The organism is Priestia endophytica, assembly GCF_026790145.1.
Lineage (GTDB): Bacteria > Bacillota > Bacilli > Bacillales > Bacillaceae_H > Bacillus_I > Bacillus_I endophytica_A.
In genome coordinates this window covers 48,866-67,048 of the sequence record NZ_JALAMS010000026.1, presented here as the reverse complement: position 1 = coordinate 67,048, position 18,183 = coordinate 48,866, and the positions used below count along the sequence as shown (strand labels likewise).

The following is an 18,183-nucleotide window of genomic DNA, read 5'->3' as shown; positions in this document are numbered from 1 at the left end:
ATTACTTCTAGGAAAAATAGGATAAAGAAATGGAAATGGTTTGAAACCTTTTTGGAAGTTGTTCGTAAAAAAGTAGAGGAGGGATAAATGAAAAGTTAAATTGTATGTTATTAGAAAAATAGCAAACTAAAAACATATTAATTAAAAAAAGAGAGGTGCAAACATGACGTTAGTAGTTGAAGGATTAAGCAAACGCTTTGGGTCTAATCAGGCAGTAAACAATCTTTCCTTTACATTACCACGCGGCGAGATTCTTGGTTTGCTTGGGCGTAATGGAGCAGGAAAAACAACGACATTAAAAATGATGCTTGATCTTATTCCTAAAAACGGGGGAAGCGTACTTTGGGAAGGGAAAAACTTTTCTAAACGGAACGTAACCTTTGGATACCTTCCAGAAGAACGAGGACTGTATCCAAAAACAAAAGTGAGCGAGCAGCTTCTGTATTTTGCAGAGCTTGAAGGCATGAAACGCAAGCAGGCAAAAGAAAAGATTAAAGAATGGCTCGAACGCTTTGAAATTTCTCATTATCACAACAGTACAGCAGGAGAGCTTTCAAAAGGAAATCAGCAAAAAGTTCAGATTATCGCAACCGTCCTACATAATCCAGATATTATCATTTTAGACGAACCATTTAGCGGTCTTGATCCTGTGAACGCTGATTTACTATCACGCATCATTCAAGAAGAAGTACATAAAGGTAAAACATTTATTTTATCTTCTCATCGGATGGATAAGGTTGAACAGTTTTGTCAGCATATTATTATGATGAAAGCTGGAAACCCAGTTGTGCAAGGAACAGTAAAAGAAATTAAAGAAAGTTATGGCTATCGTTATCTTCGTGTCTTGCCAGAGGTTGATCAACCTCTTTCTAGTGAGTGGGAGAAAAATGGCCTGTACTACGAACAAAAAGTGAAAAGCGATGACGAAGGATTAGAACTACTTCACACTTTAAAACAAAATGGTATTGCAATTCGAGAATTCACACTTCTTGAGCCAACCCTTCATGAAGTGTTTGTGGAGAAGGTGAGATAATGGGGAATTTCGGAAAAGTACTTGGGTTTCATTTAAAAGAGCAGTTTGGGAAAAAAGGTTTTTGGATCGGGATTATTATTCCTGTTATAGCGATAATTGGTTTTTTTGGGTTTACACATTTTAAAAGTGATGGAGAGAAAGACACGATTGCCATTGTAAATAAAGGTACAACATATCAAGTTTCAGATAATGCAATGTTAGGTAACTTAAAAGAAGATTACAAGTTTAAATTTTTAGAAGGTAATCAAGTTAGTAAAGCACAACAAGGTGTAAAAGATGGGGATTATGAAGCTCTTTATATTATTGAAGAACAATCAGGAAAGCCTGTTCTTGAACAGCGCTACGAATTTACACCACCAGCTTCAGTTACAACAGTGTTACAAGGCACTCTTCAACAGCAGTACAGTGCAAAGGTTTCAACTGAACAAGGCATTTCGGGCGATGTGTTAAAAGAGCTACAAACGCCAATTACTATTAAAGACACAGTATTAGATTCAGATACAGATGATAAACCAACAGGGGTTGTCTGGGTATTTGTTTTCACAATGTATATGTTTATCCTTGTGTATGGGATAGGTATTGCAAATGGAATTGTCGGTGAAAAAAGCAGCCGCGTAATGGAAATTATGATTACAAAAGTAAAACCTATTACAATGATGTATGGAAAAATCATTTCGAATATGCTTGTTGGTCTTGCGAATATACTCGTTATACTAGGTTCGTTCCTGGTTGCTAAGTCACTGGGATGGGCAGATAGCCTGGCCTTAGGTTTTATTGATGTAAGCGGCTTTACCGTTTCGGTTACTCTTCTATTTATCTTGTTCTTCTTACTTGGATTCATGTTAAATGGAATGATTTATGCAGCATTAGGATCACTTGTTTCACGCACGGAAGATATTAATAATTCTACCTTTCCTCTAACATTGGTTTCATTTGCAAACTTCTTTTTAGGATTCATGACAATGGGGGATCCGACGGCTAGTTATATTACGATTTGCTCATACATTCCTGTTCTTACACCAACCCTTATGTTTAGTCGCTATTTAATGGGAAGTGCAGCTGGATGGGAACTTGCTTTAGGAGCTGTCATTATTATCGTCACAACACTTCTTATAAGTATTATTGCAAATCGTTTATACAAACGAGGTGTTATGAAATATAGTGAGAAGATGTCTTGGAAGCAAGTATTCGGTATGATGAAGAAAGAAAGTGTCAAGGGATAAAATGTTCTAAAAAAGCAGGAGGATAGCTAAGCTATCCTCCTGCTTTTTTATTTTTAGCATGTTGTATTTGTGCTCTCTGTTTCGGCCTTTTGTTTAATATCCTTTACAACATCTTCAATAGTTACATTTCCGAGCGATTTTTCAAGTGCTAACTGTGCAGCTGTGAAGATCGGCATCACCGCTTCTTGAATGTTTTTTCCAACAGGGCATTCTGGGTTTGGATTTCCATGTACGCTAAATAGCTCATTTTCTTGCACAACGTTCACTGCTTTGTACACATCAAGAAGGGTAATAGCAGAAAGTTCTTTGGCAAGCTCTGCTCCAGCAACTCCAGGGCGAACGTTCACTAATCCTGCATTTTTTAACATCCCCATAATCTTACGAATGACAACAGAGTTTGTATTTACGCTTTTGGCAATCCATTCAGAGGAATTAACGTTTTCTTTGTTTAGTTCTAAAAGAGATAATATATGAATTCCGACAGAGAATCGGCTGCTTATAGACATATCAGTCACCTTCCTTGCACATATTCTAGCCATTTGATAGAAGTTACAAGCATTATTATACACGAAAAGAAGGAAAGGATAGAAGGGAGTGATTTTTCTATTGACAAAAAACGGACTTGTAATTATTATTGTTACATGTAATAAAAATAGTTACAAGTTAAATTTTTAGGAGGAATAAAGATGAAGATTGGTATTATCGGAGCAAGCGGTAAAGCAGGGAACTTAATTTTGAAAGAAGCTATAAATCGAAATCATGAAGTAACAGCGATTGTAAGAAATGCGGGAAAGATAGAAAATAAAGAAGTAGATGTTCTAGAAAAAAATATTTTCGACTTAAAGAAAGAAGATCTTCAAAAATTTGATGTAGTAGTAAATGCTTTCAACGCACCGCATGGAGAAGAACAGCAGCATATTGAAGCAGGCCGAGTATTAATAGAAGCTCTAAAAGGAACAGATACAAGAGTAATTGTTGTTGGTGGAGCGGGCAGTCTTTATGTTGATAAGGAAGAAAAAACGCGCTTATTTGACACTCCTGATTTTCCTGAAGCATATCTTCCAACAGCTACAAATATGGGGAAAAGCTTAGAGGAATTCAAAAAGACTGAAGATGTAAAATGGACTCACCTTAGTCCAGCTGCTTTTTTTGATCCAACAGGAAAGAGAACTGGTGAGTATAAAATAGGTGGGGAGCAGCTTATCCTAAATAATAAAGGAGAAAGCTATATCAGCTATGGGGACTATGCCATTGCAGTTGTTGATGAAATTGAAAATCCAAAACATATAAAACAACGCTTTTCTGTTGTAGGAGAAGCTCAGTAAAAAAAGAAAAAGCACCCTTTGTTAACAAAGGGTGCTTTTTTCATAAATCTCTAGCTAAAGTGTCTTTCTTGCGCCACTTTGATTAAAAAGCAACAGGAAGGGAAGATAATCCTTGTGAACTTAAAGTGAACTCCCAGTTAACGTTCTCTCTAGGAACGCTGAGTCGTAGATTAGGCATACGTTTTAAAAGAGTAGAAAATGCAACGTCTCCTTCTATACGAGCTAACGGTGCACCTAGGCATGAATGAATGCCATGTCCAAAAGCAAGATGTTGTTTAATTTCGCGTGTCACATCGAGATCTTCTGAATCTGCAAATTTGAGTTCATCTCGGTTTGCTGATTTTAATATTGGAATAACCATGTCTCCTTTAGTAATTTGCTGCCCCGCAAATTCAATATCTTCAGTAGCAAAGCGAGGTCCTGCTATTGTGGCAGGTAAGCAATTCCTCTACAGCTGAGGGAACTAAGTTAGCATCTTTCTTAAGCTTTTCAAGCTGATCTGGGCGATCTAGTAATATTAAAGTCCCGTTTGCGATCAGGTTTGAAGTTGTCTCATGTCCAGCAAAAATTAATAGAGAAATCATTGAAAGAAGCTCTTCTATGCTAAGTTTATCTCCCTCTTCTTCAATCGCAATCAGCTGACTAATTAAGTCATCGCTAGGATGGTGACGCTTGTCTTCGACAAGCTTTGCGATATATTCGCCGAAAGCTTTTATTTGTTCTGCAACTCCTGGTTCTTTTCTTCCTAGCCCTAAACCATGTGCAATGGCTGAAGACCATTTGTGAATTTTTCCTTGATCTGCTTGAGGCACGCCAAGCATGTCAGAAATCACGTTAATTGGTAACGGATAAGCGTAGTCTTTCACAATATCCATTTCACCTTTATCGATAACTTGATCAAGCAATTCATCAGCAATTTTCTGGACGCGAGGACGCAAGCTTTCCATATAACGTGGTGTAAAAGCTTTTGATACAAGTCTACGCAATCGTTTATGATCAGGATTGTCAACGGAAAGCATTGATTTTCCAGTTAAAAAGGTAGGAGGAGCAGAGGCGTCACTGTTACCTTTCCGAATATCCACTTGGCCTTCAATTGTACTTTGGTCCACAGTGAAGTGAGTATGATCTTTTAATAGCTGCATGGCTTCTTCCATACGTGTAACCATCCATGCTTGATGATTTGTACCAGGTAGTGGAGATGGAATAGAGATAACAGGCCCTATTTCTCGAAGTTGGGCGAATAAAGGAAATGGATCTTCACCATTCTTGCCACTAAGTAAGCCTAATACTTCTTTTTCGGGTAAACGTTGATTTGAATTCTCCATCATAATCTTCCTTTCATAGAGCATCATCTAGCAGAGCTCCTTGTTTTTCTACATGCTTCTTTTGTAATCTCTTTATAAGTATAAAAATTAAAAATTTTAATTATACCGATAGTCCAATTTTATACTAGTAGTATAATTATTGTATTACAAGTATATAATTATTTTTATTCATTCATCAAGAGATAAGAAAAATTCTATAATGTAAAAGCTACATGAGATATATTAAATAGAAGAGAACGTATGTATAAAGGAGTCATAAGATGAACAAGAAACAACAAGACATTTTAGAAGAAGCACACAAGCTTTTTATAGAAAAAGGATATCTTGATACTTCCATCCAAGACATTCTAGAACGAAGTGGTATTTCAAAAGGAACATTTTATAAATACTTTTCATCTAAAAGTGAACTTTTATTATCATTGCTGTCTACTTTACAAGAATCGATGATCGTACAACGTGAAAAATTAGCGGATGAATATACCCATAGTGATTGTCACATGTTTGAGAAACAAATGATTTTTATGATGCATTTTATAGCGGAAAATAACATATCTAAGATTATTGAAACAACATTAGTCTTGAACGAAAGAAAGATTTTTCATTATATAGAAGAACTGAAAATCTCAACTTTAAATTGGATATATAAACGATTTCAACAAATCTTCCCAAAAGCAGACTATCCCCAATTATTTGATGGAGCTGTGTTATTTGATGGGATGCTTAACAATGTTCTTAGAACAAATAAAATGTTAAACACCTCTTTAACAATTGAACATGCTGTTTATTATTGCATGGAATATACTAGAGAAATGATGGAAAAAGGCATTGGGAATCAAGGTCCCTTGTTTAATGAAGAGGTAATCGCTTCTTTATTTGAAGAGCGAAGGGACGAGCACTCTTCAACTGAATTTATCCGTGTAACAACAGCGTTGAAACGTTTTGTGAAGAACAATGTTGCGGACGAAATGAAACAGAAAGAGTGTTTAGAATTTATTACATTTATTTATGATGAAGTATTACAGGATAACGCTTCACCTCGTAAATTTATCATTAACAGCTCTCTTTCCTCCTTAGAACAGATTGATCCTGTTACAGGTAGTAGTGAGATAGAAGAATATAAGAGAGGATTAAATCGATTCATTGGAAATTCATCAACTAAAGGGGAGTATTAGAAAATTGAATTTAGCGTTTCTTTTATAAAATTGATATGGCCAAAACTTCTCTAAACAGGAGAAGTTTTTGGCTTCATTTGTATATAGTTTAATTAGAGTCTTTACTAAAGAACGCCCCTAATAATCTAACTCTTTCTTCGCATTAGCACGGTTCGATTGAAACCAAAAGTGAGAAAATCCATATATAACAGATGCTAATAACAAGATACCTGCTACTAAATACACGAAACGGGCACCAAATATTTCAGCAATTAGACCTGTTCCTATAATGGCTAAGAGAAAAATGAACTGTATGAGTGTTGATCGTGCTGCCATTATTTTTGTTAAAGTATGCTCATCAGCAGCATTTTGAAAAATTGTTTCTTGGCATAAATCTCTGAGAATATAGGAGGGGCCCATAAAGAGAATTAGGATAAGGGCGAGAATGGGACTAGATACACTCCCATATAAAAGGGTGAGAAATCCAAATGAAGTAGCTCCTAATAGCATGAGAAGCATCAAATTCTTATTTAGCTTAATAGGCATGCGATATATAACAAACCCACCAATCATACTTCCTAGATAGTACGCTCCGTTAATATATCCCCACCATGTTTCTCCTTTATGCAAAGCTTCTTGTACAAATGCTAAGGATATAGCACCTATCCATATCATCCCTGCCCAAGACTCTATTAAGTCCATAATGATGAGCACTCTTAGCTTTTTATCGTTAAAAAGATAGTGCCATCCATTGAATAAACTAAAAGTGACTGACTCCTGTTTAAGGGTATGAGAACTTTTATAGACGGTTCCTATACATAAGAGCAAGATCATCGAAATAAGGATTAAAAATAATGTAATTATTAATGTAGATCCTTTTCCTAAAAAAGCTAATAGAAATCCACCAAATGACCAGCCAATGAATTGAAATGTTTGATCAACTGTAGATAATAAGCTATTAGCTTTTACTCTACTTTCAGATGGTACAATAACTCTAATCATCGTTGTTTTCAAAGGGGAGAACCAGCCATTAAAAAATGAAACAACCATAATGATTGAAAAGGTTAGGAAAATTAGGGATGGTGAATTCTTTTCAGTAAATAAAAACAATAAAATCAGTAAGAAAGTGAACTGCATGATTTGTGACAGTAGAAGAAGAGAACAAAAATGAAGCTTAGTAGAAAACAGAGGAAGCACAGTGCTTCCTAACATACGAGCAAGTATACTCACCAGCGTAACGAGAGATGTGAGAAATGTGGAATCGGTTAGATGATGAAGAAATAAGATAACTGTCATTGTATATAAAGAAAAGCCTAAGTTAGTCGTTGCTTGACTAATTAAAACGGAATAATATGATTTGTTCATAACAAGAATCTCCTATTCTAGTATACAATCAATGGTCCCATTCTATTTTACAGCATGTGGTATTATTTTCCGTATAATAACTTAATGAAGGGAGAGTGTTCAATGAAAGAGATAGAACTAAAAGAACATCTTTATGTTCTTGAAGAAAAATTGCTACAATCAGACGTGCGCAAATCTGTTATAGAGTTAGAGGAGCTTTTAGCACATGACTTTGTGGAGTTTGGAAGTTCAGGACGTGTTTTTAATAAAGAAATAACGATAGGTAGCCTTCCTAATGAAGAGACTGTAGGCGAGATGACAATAACAGATTTTGAGATTAAGCTATTAGCACCTCATGTTGTTTTAACAACATTTAGATTACTTAAACATGATTCTATGCAATATTCTTTACGCAGTTCTATTTGGAAGTTAACAGGCGAACAGTGGCAAATGATCTTTCATCAAGGCACTCCTACAAAGGCACTCTAAGCTCTGATTGGCCATTATGAATCTTTTATGAATTTATTTTGTATAAATATATAGGATGCTTCATTATATTGAACTTTTCAAGGGGGAAAAATATATGGTTGGCGCAGCTCGAAATATTGAACCACCTTATTTTGCAGTGATTTTCACTTCACAGCGGACTGAAGGGGATAAAGGGTATGAAGTAATGTCAAACAAAATGGTCGAACTGGCTTCTAAGCAGAAAGGCTTCTTAGGGATAGAAAGCGCTAGAGATCAAGAGTTAGGGATTACAATCTCTTATTGGGATTCCCTAGAATCCATAAAAGCTTGGAAAGAAAACTCGGCACATAAGGTAGCGCAAGATAAAGGGAAAAGGGAATGGTACAAAAATTTCTCGCTTAGAGTTTGTAAAGTTGAAAGACATCGTTTTTTTGAGATGTAATGCTTTCTATATAAATCTATTATATATATTTAGGCCTACTATATTAAATACGGTGAAAATAATGCCTAGGGTAGAAGGTGTATTCAGTGGATGTTAATGAATACTCATGGAATAAATATGAAAGCGAGCAGAGAAGGAAAAACAAATTCTCTTACAGTAGATCTAAAAAAAGAATTATAGACGATGTTGATTCTCTGCACATACTTTTGCAACAAAACGTATTAGAGAACATGCGCTTGTTAGTAGTGATTATATAATTAAACTTATCAATACTTTACTTCATAATTCTCTAGAAGCGGCAACAGAAGAAAGAGAACAATTACGTATAATAGCTGATGATGCTCAATCACTGCTGGGCTTGCAAAAAGAGAACCGCGATTTTTTTGAGCAGTTTGCCATGACTCGCAGCTGTGAGTTCTATACGATTGAAGGTCAAGTGAAAAGAATTAAAGAAGCTGCTGAACATGTAAAACAAGATCAAGACTATTATTTTGGTATTTTTGAAAATGATGAGGACAAACTAGTAGGGACGATTAATCTTTTTCATATTATCCGAGGGTCATCTCAAAGTGCTGTTATTGGCTATTTTTTAGACGGAAAATATAATGGCAGAGGACTTACAACTGAGGCTACCAAGTTAATTGTAAACTATGCATTTGATGAATTGAAGTTACATCGAATAGAAGCTGGAGTACAACCTCATAATATTGGTTCTATACGTGTACTAGAAAAAGCAGGCTTCCATAAAGAAGGAATTGCTAGACAAAACCTTAAGGTAAATGGAAAGTGGAGAGATCATCAAGTGTTAGCTATGATTAATCCAAAAGATTGATATCAATACATAAACGTACGTGATTGTTTACTCTTTTTCTTTGTCTTATGGTAACTATTTCTTGGTTTTCTATGAATAGAGGTGTTGTTTCCGAGTCTAGATTGGAGACAACACCTCTATTAGTTTAATAGTAACTATTTATAAGACGTCTATTAAAATTCTTAATTATAATAAATAAATGTTAGGGTTATATTACATAAATGAAATTAACAGGCTCTATATCATTTTTTTAGATTATAGCTTATGGACTAAAGAAGTCTTTATACCTCTTATTTCTTCGAATATACATTCACGTTCTCTTTTTAGCAAAAAATTCTGTAGTAATAAATTATCTATTGTTTATTAACAACAATTGATAATTTATAGTTAACATGTTTGTTTAATTCAATAAGAAACTGATCTAATGATTCATTAGATGAGAATTTACATTCGAGAAGATAACAACCATCTCCGCTAATTTTATAATTGTTGATCACATATTTTTCTTGCTTCTTTACAAAAGAGAGATATGGTTGATGGTGAGTATCTTTAGTATAAATATTGATTAATGCATGAACAAAGTATCCCATTTTCACTTCATTTACTTTGATGGTATATCCTTCAATCACACCGCTATCTTCTAATTTAGCTACTCTAGAAGCGGCTGCTTGTCCTGTCAAATGAACTTTCTCACCTAACTCTTTCATCTTGATTCGGCTGTTCTTAGACAGTTCTTCTAATATACGTATATCTGTATGATCTAACATGTATTCAAATCCTTTCAAAAATCAAGTGGAACGGCCAAAAGACTTGATTTAATCCCTGTATTTGCTATGTGTCCCTAGTATAAACTATCCGTATATTAAAAAAAAGGAGTTAGTAACCATGAATATTAAACACATTCGAAATGCAACACTAGTTGTAGAATATGCAAATAAAAAATTCTTAATCGATCCAATGTTAGCTGAGAAAGGAACATACCCTCCTTTCCCAAATTCACCAAGACAAGATCAAAAGAATCCTTTAGTAAGCTTACCAACATCTGTTGACGACATTATAAATGGAATTGATGCAGTCATTTTAACTCATCTTCATTTAGATCACTTTGATGAAGTGGCAAAAGAAGTGCTACCAAAAAACATTAAAATGTTTGTGCAAAATGAAGAAGATGCAAACGAAGTTAAAAATGCTGGTTTTCAAAATATAGAGGTATTAACAGAGGATACAGTCTTTGAAGGTATTCAATTAGTCAAAACAAAAGGCGAGCACGGAAGAGGAGAAATCTTAAAGCTTGCAGGTTTAGTATGTGGAGTTGTTTTTAAACATTCAAGTGAGAAAACATTATATGTAGCAGGAGATACAGTATGGTATGACGCAATTCAAGAAGAGATTGATAAGCATAACCCAGAAATCATTGTAGTCAACGGGGGCGATAATCAATTCTTTGAAGGTGGTTCTCTTGTTATGGGAAAAGCGGATATCTACGAAGTATACAAAGCAGCACCGAACGCTCAAATTGTTGTCGTTCACATGGAAGCTGTCAACCACTGGGGATTGTCTCGTGAAGATTTACACAGCTTTATTCAAGATAAAGGTATGTCTTCTCGTGTTGAAGTTCCAGAGGATGGAGAAGAATACATCTTTTAAGACAAGGGGAAGAAGAAATAAAAACGTCAGTCCAAGTAAATAAAGAATTAGTTCGACGTTTCTATGAAACCATTGAACAAGAAAACTATAGGGCATTGAAAGACTTTTTTTCTCAATTTTCCTCTTAAATAGCCAGAAGACCCTTAACGTAAGGGTCTTCTTTATAAATTGATTAAAATAGGTCTTTTTCATTTAGGAAAAGAAGATAGACATATAAATTTCATCTACATATTCATTATGAAAATAAGCTTGTTCTTTCATAATACCTTCTTGTTCAAACCCAACTTTTTTATATAATTGATATGCTACTTCATTAGAAGCAAAAACGGTTAAGGATAGTTTATGAAGATTATTTTCTTTACACCAATTTAGTGTATAGTTCATAAATTGCTTGCCAATCCCCATTCCTTGTGCTTTAGAAATCAGCCATGTACGGAAGAGACCTGTATGACGCTTCATCTTAATTTCGCCTCTTAGAACACGAGCAATACCTAGCACTTCACCTTCTACTTCGGCTACAACGTACATATGATTGTTCTTTTCTACTTTCGCAATGAAATTTTGCTCTTCTTGAATTGTACGTGGTTCATCTTTTTGAATGAATTCCCCAGCTTCAATAATTTCTCTGACTGCTGTTGTAATGTGCTCTGCATCACTTGCTTGCGCAGGACGAATAGTCACCTCACGTCCATCTTTTGCTTTAAACTTCACTATGTTTTTCTCAGCTGTAATCATCTATATCAACTCCTGTATTTCCAACTTTAGTATTGCTATTTCATATTCAGTGTGAGTAATTTCTTCACTTTTTGGTCTAACAATCAAGCAGAATAAACCCTTTTCGAAATGCTTATTTTTACACAGACCTACTAGAAATGCAATTAATTATGCTGAAGAATCATTATTTAGAATTTTCTTTGTGTTTTGTACTTTCATAACTTATTTTTGAGTGCTTCAGTCACAATGTAGAAAGAATCCTTAGAAAAAGCTTACATACAGTCTAATGATAAAACAGGCTCTTAAAAATATAATTTGTTTAAAGAGATCTAGAATTAAAACGCTGATGACTGATGCAACAAGAAGGAGAGATATAGATGTTTTTAAAAAAACTCACGAGCAAACATTCACTTACAGTTATTTATTGTAGAAATGGACTCCTACAAACGTGTAAAGGGGAGGTTCACCAGCTAGACTTGTATAAACAAACCCTTTTTATAAAAGATAAAAATCAGCAAATCTATTCTATTTCTTTATTTGAAATAAAGGAAATTTGTTAAATCTTCTCTTTATGAGGCTAATAAAACAGGTAATCCTAAAGTTATGATTTCATAATCATTTTCTATAAAACATAAGGAGACTGAGATGATAAATAGACAACTTAAAAATAAAAAGACGTTTAGAGAATTAGTAAAAGAAAACAAGGAGGCATTACTTCAAGATAAGCAAGCTTTAGAAAGGATTGAAAAGCGTATTGAAAAACGTCACGAGCTTTTAAATAAATATTAAGGACGTAGTGATCGTGCTTTTCACTTAATTTAGTTATAAAAAATATGGTAATAACGTTAGGTTCCTTTCCTAAGAAGAAGTACAACTATTAGTATCTATAAAATCAAATATCTAAAAAATGATGTTCTTCTACCCATGAATAAACATACTTGATAAATATTTTAGTTGCGGGAGAACTGTTAGGCTTAGCAGCAATACCGATAAGCCGAAAACAATCTTTCTCTAACTTAGCAACATGTACATTATCGGGAATATGAGTTAGCGTCATTTCTGGGCGGACACTAATACCTAAATTATTTTGCACCATCGCCATAATTGCTTGATCATCGGAAACTTCAAATTTCACCTTGGGCTTGATGTTATTTTCCCGGAAAATCTGACGTGTCTCGTTATCCCAAGATTCTTTAGGCATGATGAGGGGTTCTCTTTCTATTTGTTCAAAAGAGATTTTATCTTGTCTAGAAAGAGGGTGCTCGTTTGACAGGATACAAACCATTTTATCTTTTTTCAACGGTTGAAATTCAAAAGACTTAGATGAAGGTGAAACAAGGAAACTACAATCAATTATGCCTGTTGAAATCCACTGTTCTAATGTAGAATAATCCCCTTCAAGTAATTTTACTTCAATACCCTCATAATCATCTTGAAACTCTTTTATGATATAGGGCAACCATTGAGTGGCAACACTAGTAAATGAGCCTACTCTTACTACTCCAACTTCTAAATCCATTTATTGCTGCAGCTTCCTGCTTAATTGTATTATTTAAGGTCAAAATATCACGAATATATGGAAGCATATGTTCACCATTATGTGTTAAATGAATACCTGACCGATTTCTAGTAATTAAAGAAAAGCCTAACTCATTTTCAAGACTCGTAATCGCGTGACTTATGCCAGGCTGTGTTAACTTTAATATCTCTGCAGCTTTTGTTAAACTACCGCATTGCACGATCGTGTAAAAGACTTCGAATTATAAAGAGTATTAGATATTTCTATTCATTCTATAAAAGGGTATCTGTCCCTACAAAATTTAAAAGAAACCAACTTTTTTCACTATCGCTAAATTTAGCCTATAGGTCATTATACTCTTTCTTTTACTTGTATTAAGGATAATCACTTATAGGTAATTGTCTTCCTGAAGAGCACTTACATTAACTAATTTACAAAAAACAGGCGATTTTAACTATTGTATCCAAATACGATTGACGGAATAATGGAGAGGTAAAAAACGAAGGAGTGAGAGATTTGTCAAAATGGTTTCATGCATGTTTATTTTTAGGCATCTTTTGTCTATTCATTTTCCTCCCCAATCCAGCTTTTGCGAATGAAGAACAAAGTGTTTCAGAAACAGCTCAAAAGTATCTGGGGGTTTCTTATCTTACAGACGGTCAAGAACCCAATCAAGGATTCAGCACGGGTGGGCTAGTTCAATATGTTTTTAAAGAAGCTAAAGGTGTGGAGTTACCTCTGTATCCAAGAGAACAATTCGAGCTTGGTGAAGATGTAGAAAAGGAAAATCTCCAGGCTGGTGACCTTGTCTTTTTTAAAGGGGAAAATACAGAAAATGTCACAAGTGTTGGTATTTATAATGGTAATAATGAAATAATCATTAGTTCCGTCTCAAAAGGGGTTATAAAAGCTGAGTTAACAGAGGGAGGCTACTACGCTAATAAGTATATTGGAGCTAAACGACTTGATCCTAACAATCTTTATCAAGTTGAATCTCCTCTCTTAAAAGAAGCGATGAAGTACCTTGGAGTTGGTTACTCAAGCAATGGAAAGACACCTGAGGAGGGGTTTAATTCGGCAAGATTCGTTCAGTATGTATTTGATCAAGCTCTCCATCTCAAAATTCCGGGTAACTCTAGTGAACAATGGAGTTTAGGAGAAGACATATCAAAGGAAAATCTTCAGCCTGGCGACGTTCTTTTCTTTAAAAACGCTGATACAGGAAATATTACGACAACAGCTTTTTATGTAGGAAAGGGAAGAATGATTTATAGTTCGTCTACAAAAGGCATAACTCTAATTGATTTTGAAGATTCTTCCTATTGGAATCCCCGTTTTTATGGAGCTAAACGAATAACAGAGGTTCGGGACATTGATCGTGAAGACCCACTAATCAGTGAGGCCCTAAAATATATGGGAGCACCTTACGTTGAAAGTGGTAAAACACCAAGTGGTTTCGATTGTTCTGGATTCACAAAATATGTGTATGAAAAGGCGCTCGGCATTTACTTACCTGGAGCACCTGAACAACAGTGGGAGCTAGGTACACCTGTTAAAAAGGAAGATATTGAAGTAGGTGATCTCGTATTCTTCCAAAATACACATCGTCCAGGCATTTCTCATGTAGGAATATATGCAGGAAATAATCAAATGATTCATGCTTCACGAACAGGCTCAGCAGAAGTGAGAATCAATTACTTATCCTATAATTTCTACACAGAAAAATTTGCTGGTATTAGACGAGTGAGAAATCTAGTCATCCCTAAGGATATCCCAGCTGTTAAAGAAGCGATAGATCTTCTAAATGTTCCTTACAAATCAGGAGGTACATCACCGGAAGGATTTGATACTAGTGGATTTGTTCAATATGTTTATAAACAAATAGGCATTAATTTACCCCGTTATGGGAAAAACATGCTTCAAGAAGGAACAGAAGTAAAAGAAGAATATTTGCGACCAGGAGATCTTGTATTCTTCAAATCTAGCAGTATTATTCCCGCTATCTATGTTGGAAATGGACAAATAGCTGTTGTTTCAAGAACTGAAGGGGTTCGAATTACAAATTATAAAGTGAGTTCTTATTGGAATCCTATTTATTATAGTGCTAGACGTCTCAATGTCGAAGGATAACTCTTGGGTGTAGCTTTAAATGAAACTTCTCTTATAAAGTAGAGATCTATTTCAAAATATCATCTTTAACAAAAAAAGGCTCCTTTGCTCTCAATATGCAAAGGAGCCTTTTAAGTTTATGTTCGTATAGATACATTATTCGTTTTATAGATGGTTTACCTTTTCACAGCGTGAAGAAAATGAATCGTTTCAAAAGCTGATAAGTAATCTCCTCGTTTGGAAAAATAAAGCTCATGAATCTGAGAGGGAGATAAATGTTCATAAATAAGTAACCGTGATTTTTCTAACATATGCTTTAATTCCTTGTAGGAAAAACAAGACTTCATAGGTTCTCCGCTTGCTTCAGCCATTTTTATCATGTTTTCAACTCTATTGGAGAATCCTTTTTCTTTAAAAAGGTTTTCATCCCCGTAATCAAAGACAATGGAACTTCCTGCAGGGACTTCAGCAAATAAATGATTGATTAAGCTTGAAATTTCATCTTTCGTTAAATAATAAGAAACACCTAGAAGACTAAAAAACGTTTTTTTGTTACCAAACCCTTCGTCTATTAGGGGTTGATAAGAGAACGTTTGAGTGAAGTCCATAGGAACAAAGTGAAGATTAGCCGGAATCTCGAATTTAGCTTGTTTTAAGCGGGCCTTTTTAAATTGCTGTGTAGAAGGATGATCAATTTCAAATATCTCTAGACGGGGTTGCAACTCTGGATGCCTAAAACAAAAAGTATCCAATCCAGCTCCAAGGATGACATATTGTTCTAACCCTAACTCTATTTCATGTAGTAATACCTTTTCACAATATGCAGCACGTGCCAAGGGAGTTGGAGAAAGTTGAACTTGGTTAATCCACTTTAAAATTCCCTCTGCATTTCCTTTAAGTTTTTGTGCTATATCTTTGTTGAAAAAATGTATTCCTTGAATCATATTCTCTTTAATGTTATTGAACTCTTGTTGCGAAATTAACTCTTTAGCTAGGTAGTCGTCAAAGATTTTAGGGGTATTAAATTGACTGTGATAAGCTCTGCCAAAAGTAGATATCAATGAAGTTAAACTGGATTCATCTTTTTTCACGCAAACCCGCTCCTTCAATTTAGAACAAAAAAATAGGATTCTCCTGGCCAGGAGAATCCTATTATATACGTTAATTTATTAATTGTAAATTATAGCATAAAATAATTTTTTTGTCAAATTTCAAGTGGTAAGTACTGTTTTCTCCTTATTCATTGTATAAGGGTAAAGCTACTTTAAAAAATAGTTTTTTGTTTAGACAAACTGAATATTCATCACTTCACTTAATTTCATTTTCTTCTTTAATTTAGAGTTTTCATAAGTGAACATAAAGATGTCTCTAGAGGGATCAACAAACTGAATGAACCCCGTTTCCGTGATGTGTTTTCCATGCTTGTAGCAGGTTAGATATACTTTTTGATTCGTATATAAAGCTTCAACCAATACTTGATTCATCTGTTCCATTTGGTCTTCTGTTAAAAGGGGCTTAGGTATTTCTAATTGCTTATCTATAATTTCCTGTAATCCTATGTATTGTTCAGGTATGCTTGCAAAAGCCCTCCATTTTTTCATTCCTCTATCTTCTTGCATGTCATCATCCTCCTTTATGATTTATGTCCTCCCATTAAGCTATTTCGATAACGAACGGTTGAATAATCGAGAGAGCTTGAAGCGCGCAGAAGACTATTCTTCCCATAACGAAGACGAATCTCATCGATCGTTTTGGCTAATACATATGCTTTTTCGCGCTGATTGCTATCCTCAAACAAACTTATTTGTTCTTCTTGTTGAATGTTTGTATTCGATAGTGAAATGCCAATAGAGCGGATAGGTATTCCGTTGTCATATGTATGTAAGATTGTTAAACAATAGGGGGAAATATCTTGGCTTAAGTTGGAATCTCTTACCATTTTTTTGTCTTGAAAATCCTCTACCCCTTTATGTGCTATAACCAATGTATAAATGAACCGTTTGAGCGACTACGTGATGCATTCGTAAACGAAAGCATATATCATCTAATAACTCTAATAGCAATAATTCAATTTCTTTTCGATTTGTATAATCACGAAATAAAATTTGACTCTTCCCAAATGAACGAGAACGAGGAATGTATATCTCTGAGATACGATTATAATCAACGTCATTAGCATGCTGGTGGAGTTCTTCCCCTACGACACCGAATTCTTTTTTTAACATTTTTCTAGAAGATAGGGCTAGTTCTTTGATCGTATAAATGCCTAACCTGTTTAATCGTTTTTCTGTAGCGGATGAAATTCCCCAAAAATCTTTCATCGGATGAATGGACCATAACTTAAAAGGAACATCTTCATAGCGCCAATAAGCAACTCCTGTTGGGCTATGCTTTGCTTCATGATCTAAACTAATTTTAGCGAGTAAGAGATTCGAACCAATTCCAATTGTAGCTGCCAGCCGCGTCTTTTGATAAATCTCATGGATAATTTTATGAGCTAACTCCTCTGGTGTTCGAGCAAATAGATGTAAAGAAGCTGTGGCGTCAATAAATAACTCATCAATACTATATGCATGGAAATCTTCAGGAGCAACATATTGTAAGACTAGACTTGAAATATAGTTGGAAGCTTTAACATATCGCTCCATAGAAGGATTCACAACATAAATATCTTTCCTTTTCGGAATATCGAGGAGGCGACTTCCTGTTTGAATTCCTTCTCTTTTTAATAACGGTGTAGAGGCTAACACAATAGATCCTGACCGTTTTGTATCTCCTACAACAGCAAGTTTTGTTTTTAAAGGATCTAACCGTCGTATTACGCAAGAAACGGAAGCAAAAAAGGACTTTATATCAATACACATAATGACTCTGTTTGGTAGCTGCTTGTAATCCATAAAAATAACCCCTTGAAAAAGAACATTCGTTCTATTATATAAGAACAAATGTTCTTTTATAAACCTATTAAAAATTGGATATATTCCATAACCCTTAAAATTAAGTATAAAATAACCATTTTTTGAGCTTTAAGTTAGGAGTCTGTTAGTTTACTAATTTGTAGAAGATAAAATT

The 18,183-nt window shown here is 34.7% G+C and carries 21 protein-coding genes and 1 pseudogene; 11 read left to right on the top strand and 11 right to left on the bottom strand.

Going from position 1 to position 18,183, the window contains the following annotated elements; all coding sequences use genetic code 11:
• Positions 1–163: 163 nt before the first annotated feature.
• Together MOC86_RS18740 and MOC86_RS18735 are read left to right on the top strand one after the other, a co-directional pair.
• On the top strand, positions 164–1,033 hold the full coding sequence (locus MOC86_RS18740) for an ABC transporter ATP-binding protein (RefSeq protein WP_268585504.1): 870 nt from the start codon (positions 164–166) through the stop codon (positions 1,031–1,033).
• Entirely contained in the window at positions 1,033–2,256 is a 1,224-nt protein-coding gene (locus MOC86_RS18735) for an ABC transporter permease (RefSeq protein WP_268585503.1), read from the top strand. Before MOC86_RS18740 ends, MOC86_RS18735 begins: the two co-directional genes overlap by 1 nt.
• A 53-nt stretch (positions 2,257–2,309) precedes the next feature.
• Here the strand turns inward: MOC86_RS18735 and MOC86_RS18730 are convergent, their stop codons facing one another.
• Positions 2,310–2,762: an Rrf2 family transcriptional regulator gene (locus MOC86_RS18730; protein ID WP_268585501.1), complete on the bottom strand. Its 453-nt coding sequence runs from the start codon at positions 2,760–2,762 to the stop codon at positions 2,310–2,312.
• A gap of 180 nt (positions 2,763–2,942) precedes the next feature.
• On the opposite strand from MOC86_RS18730, the gene MOC86_RS18725 reads away from it, so the two are divergent.
• On the top strand, positions 2,943–3,581 hold the full coding sequence (locus MOC86_RS18725; protein WP_268585499.1) for an NAD(P)-dependent oxidoreductase: 639 nt from the start codon (positions 2,943–2,945) through the stop codon (positions 3,579–3,581).
• A gap of 82 nt (positions 3,582–3,663) precedes the next feature.
• On the opposite strand, the gene MOC86_RS18720 is transcribed toward MOC86_RS18725, so the two are convergent.
• Both MOC86_RS18720 and MOC86_RS18715 read right to left on the bottom strand, forming a co-directional pair.
• Positions 3,664–3,957 (bottom strand): cytochrome P450, encoded by a 294-nt coding sequence (locus tag MOC86_RS18720; protein ID WP_268585574.1) that lies wholly within the window; start codon positions 3,955–3,957, stop codon positions 3,664–3,666.
• Positions 3,958–3,982: 25 nt separating this feature from the next.
• Positions 3,983–4,933, bottom strand: a complete 951-nt coding sequence (locus MOC86_RS18715; protein WP_268585498.1) for a cytochrome P450 — start codon at positions 4,931–4,933, stop codon at positions 3,983–3,985.
• A 233-nt stretch (positions 4,934–5,166) separates the two neighbouring features.
• On the opposite strand from MOC86_RS18715, the gene MOC86_RS18710 reads away from it, so the two are divergent.
• On the top strand, positions 5,167–6,078 hold the full coding sequence (locus tag MOC86_RS18710) for a TetR/AcrR family transcriptional regulator (RefSeq protein WP_268585497.1): 912 nt from the start codon (positions 5,167–5,169) through the stop codon (positions 6,076–6,078).
• Between the two features lie 117 nt (positions 6,079–6,195).
• On the opposite strand, the gene MOC86_RS18705 is transcribed toward MOC86_RS18710, so the two are convergent.
• Entirely contained in the window at positions 6,196–7,422 is a 1,227-nt protein-coding gene (locus tag MOC86_RS18705; protein WP_268585496.1) for an MFS transporter, read from the bottom strand.
• 102 nt (positions 7,423–7,524) lie between these two features.
• On the opposite strand from MOC86_RS18705, the gene MOC86_RS18700 reads away from it, so the two are divergent.
• From MOC86_RS18700 to MOC86_RS18690, 3 genes are all read left to right on the top strand, one after another.
• The gene (locus MOC86_RS18700; protein WP_268585495.1) at positions 7,525–7,890 is read left to right on the top strand and encodes a DUF4440 domain-containing protein; all 366 of its coding nucleotides are present in this window, start codon (positions 7,525–7,527) and stop codon (positions 7,888–7,890) included.
• Positions 7,891–7,984: 94 nt separating this feature from the next.
• Positions 7,985–8,311, top strand: coding sequence for an antibiotic biosynthesis monooxygenase family protein (locus MOC86_RS18695; protein WP_268585493.1), 327 nt, complete (start codon positions 7,985–7,987; stop codon positions 8,309–8,311).
• Between the two features lie 325 nt (positions 8,312–8,636).
• Positions 8,637–9,143 (top strand): GNAT family N-acetyltransferase, encoded by a 507-nt coding sequence (locus tag MOC86_RS18690; protein ID WP_268585573.1) that lies wholly within the window; start codon positions 8,637–8,639, stop codon positions 9,141–9,143.
• A 332-nt stretch (positions 9,144–9,475) separates the two neighbouring features.
• Here the strand turns inward: MOC86_RS18690 and MOC86_RS18685 are convergent, their stop codons facing one another.
• Positions 9,476–9,889 (bottom strand): Lrp/AsnC family transcriptional regulator, encoded by a 414-nt coding sequence (locus tag MOC86_RS18685; RefSeq protein WP_268585492.1) that lies wholly within the window; start codon positions 9,887–9,889, stop codon positions 9,476–9,478.
• A gap of 118 nt (positions 9,890–10,007) precedes the next feature.
• Here MOC86_RS18685 and MOC86_RS18680 point away from each other — a divergent pair, with 118 nt between their 5' ends.
• Positions 10,008–10,769 carry an MBL fold metallo-hydrolase gene (locus tag MOC86_RS18680; RefSeq protein WP_268585491.1) on the top strand — a complete coding sequence of 254 codons (762 nt, stop codon included), beginning with the start codon at positions 10,008–10,010 and terminating at the stop codon, positions 10,767–10,769.
• Positions 10,770–10,961: 192 nt separating this feature from the next.
• Here MOC86_RS18680 and MOC86_RS18675 read toward each other — a convergent pair whose 3' ends face one another.
• Entirely contained in the window at positions 10,962–11,504 is a 543-nt protein-coding gene (locus MOC86_RS18675; protein ID WP_268585490.1) for a GNAT family N-acetyltransferase, read from the bottom strand.
• Between the two features lie 356 nt (positions 11,505–11,860).
• Here MOC86_RS18675 and MOC86_RS18670 point away from each other — a divergent pair, with 356 nt between their 5' ends.
• Both MOC86_RS18670 and MOC86_RS18665 read left to right on the top strand, forming a co-directional pair.
• Complete coding sequence (locus MOC86_RS18670; protein ID WP_243512805.1) at positions 11,861–12,043, top strand: YolD-like family protein; 183 nt, start codon at positions 11,861–11,863, stop codon at positions 12,041–12,043.
• 85 nt (positions 12,044–12,128) lie between these two features.
• Entirely contained in the window at positions 12,129–12,272 is a 144-nt protein-coding gene (locus MOC86_RS18665) for an FbpB family small basic protein (RefSeq protein WP_268585488.1), read from the top strand.
• A gap of 103 nt (positions 12,273–12,375) precedes the next feature.
• Here the strand turns inward: MOC86_RS18665 and MOC86_RS18660 are convergent, their stop codons facing one another.
• Together MOC86_RS18660 and MOC86_RS27400 are read right to left on the bottom strand one after the other, a co-directional pair.
• Positions 12,376–13,002 (bottom strand): LysR family transcriptional regulator substrate-binding protein, encoded by a 627-nt coding sequence (locus MOC86_RS18660; RefSeq protein WP_326847744.1) that lies wholly within the window; start codon positions 13,000–13,002, stop codon positions 12,376–12,378.
• Positions 12,959–13,222, bottom strand: a complete 264-nt coding sequence (locus tag MOC86_RS27400) for a LysR family transcriptional regulator (RefSeq protein ID WP_326847743.1) — start codon at positions 13,220–13,222, stop codon at positions 12,959–12,961. Before MOC86_RS27400 ends, MOC86_RS18660 begins: the two co-directional genes overlap by 44 nt.
• A 296-nt stretch (positions 13,223–13,518) precedes the next feature.
• Here MOC86_RS27400 and MOC86_RS18655 point away from each other — a divergent pair, with 296 nt between their 5' ends.
• Entirely contained in the window at positions 13,519–15,132 is a 1,614-nt protein-coding gene (locus MOC86_RS18655) for a C40 family peptidase (RefSeq protein WP_268585487.1), read from the top strand.
• Positions 15,133–15,287: 155 nt separating this feature from the next.
• Here MOC86_RS18655 and MOC86_RS18650 read toward each other — a convergent pair whose 3' ends face one another.
• The 3 genes and pseudogenes from MOC86_RS18650 to MOC86_RS18640 form a co-directional block, all read right to left on the bottom strand.
• Complete coding sequence (locus tag MOC86_RS18650) at positions 15,288–16,202, bottom strand: class I SAM-dependent methyltransferase (RefSeq protein ID WP_268585485.1); 915 nt, start codon at positions 16,200–16,202, stop codon at positions 15,288–15,290.
• A gap of 192 nt (positions 16,203–16,394) precedes the next feature.
• Positions 16,395–16,730, bottom strand: a complete 336-nt coding sequence (locus tag MOC86_RS18645; RefSeq protein WP_268585484.1) for a YolD-like family protein — start codon at positions 16,728–16,730, stop codon at positions 16,395–16,397.
• Between the two features lie 14 nt (positions 16,731–16,744).
• A pseudogene (locus MOC86_RS18640) lies at positions 16,745–18,008 on the bottom strand (damage repair protein).
• Between the last annotated feature and the right edge of the window lie 175 nt (positions 18,009–18,183).

What these genes read in the sequence shown, in the direction of transcription:
- MOC86_RS18700 (WP_268585495.1), top strand. Translation starts at nt 7,525, where the DNA reads ATGAAAGAGATAGAACTAAAAGAACATCTTTATGTTCTTGAAGAAAAA.
- MOC86_RS18660 (WP_326847744.1), bottom strand. Translation starts at nt 13,002, where the DNA reads ATGGATTTAGAAGTTGGAGTAGTAAGAGTAGGCTCATTTACTAGTGTT.
- MOC86_RS18735 (WP_268585503.1), top strand. Translation starts at nt 1,033, where the DNA reads ATGGGGAATTTCGGAAAAGTACTTGGGTTTCATTTAAAAGAGCAGTTT.
- MOC86_RS18695 (WP_268585493.1), top strand. Translation starts at nt 7,985, where the DNA reads ATGGTTGGCGCAGCTCGAAATATTGAACCACCTTATTTTGCAGTGATT.
- MOC86_RS18685 (WP_268585492.1), bottom strand. Translation starts at nt 9,889, where the DNA reads ATGTTAGATCATACAGATATACGTATATTAGAAGAACTGTCTAAGAAC.
- MOC86_RS18645 (WP_268585484.1), bottom strand. Translation starts at nt 16,730, where the DNA reads ATGCAAGAAGATAGAGGAATGAAAAAATGGAGGGCTTTTGCAAGCATA.
- MOC86_RS18730 (WP_268585501.1), bottom strand. Translation starts at nt 2,762, where the DNA reads ATGTCTATAAGCAGCCGATTCTCTGTCGGAATTCATATATTATCTCTT.
- MOC86_RS18665 (WP_268585488.1), top strand. Translation starts at nt 12,129, where the DNA reads ATGATAAATAGACAACTTAAAAATAAAAAGACGTTTAGAGAATTAGTA.
- MOC86_RS18715 (WP_268585498.1), bottom strand. Translation starts at nt 4,933, where the DNA reads ATGATGCTCTATGAAAGGAAGATTATGATGGAGAATTCAAATCAACGT.
- MOC86_RS18705 (WP_268585496.1), bottom strand. Translation starts at nt 7,422, where the DNA reads ATGAACAAATCATATTATTCCGTTTTAATTAGTCAAGCAACGACTAAC.
- MOC86_RS18740 (WP_268585504.1), top strand. Translation starts at nt 164, where the DNA reads ATGACGTTAGTAGTTGAAGGATTAAGCAAACGCTTTGGGTCTAATCAG.
- MOC86_RS18710 (WP_268585497.1), top strand. Translation starts at nt 5,167, where the DNA reads ATGAACAAGAAACAACAAGACATTTTAGAAGAAGCACACAAGCTTTTT.
- MOC86_RS18675 (WP_268585490.1), bottom strand. Translation starts at nt 11,504, where the DNA reads ATGATTACAGCTGAGAAAAACATAGTGAAGTTTAAAGCAAAAGATGGA.
- MOC86_RS18680 (WP_268585491.1), top strand. Translation starts at nt 10,008, where the DNA reads ATGAATATTAAACACATTCGAAATGCAACACTAGTTGTAGAATATGCA.
- MOC86_RS18725 (WP_268585499.1), top strand. Translation starts at nt 2,943, where the DNA reads ATGAAGATTGGTATTATCGGAGCAAGCGGTAAAGCAGGGAACTTAATT.
- MOC86_RS18670 (WP_243512805.1), top strand. Translation starts at nt 11,861, where the DNA reads ATGTTTTTAAAAAAACTCACGAGCAAACATTCACTTACAGTTATTTAT.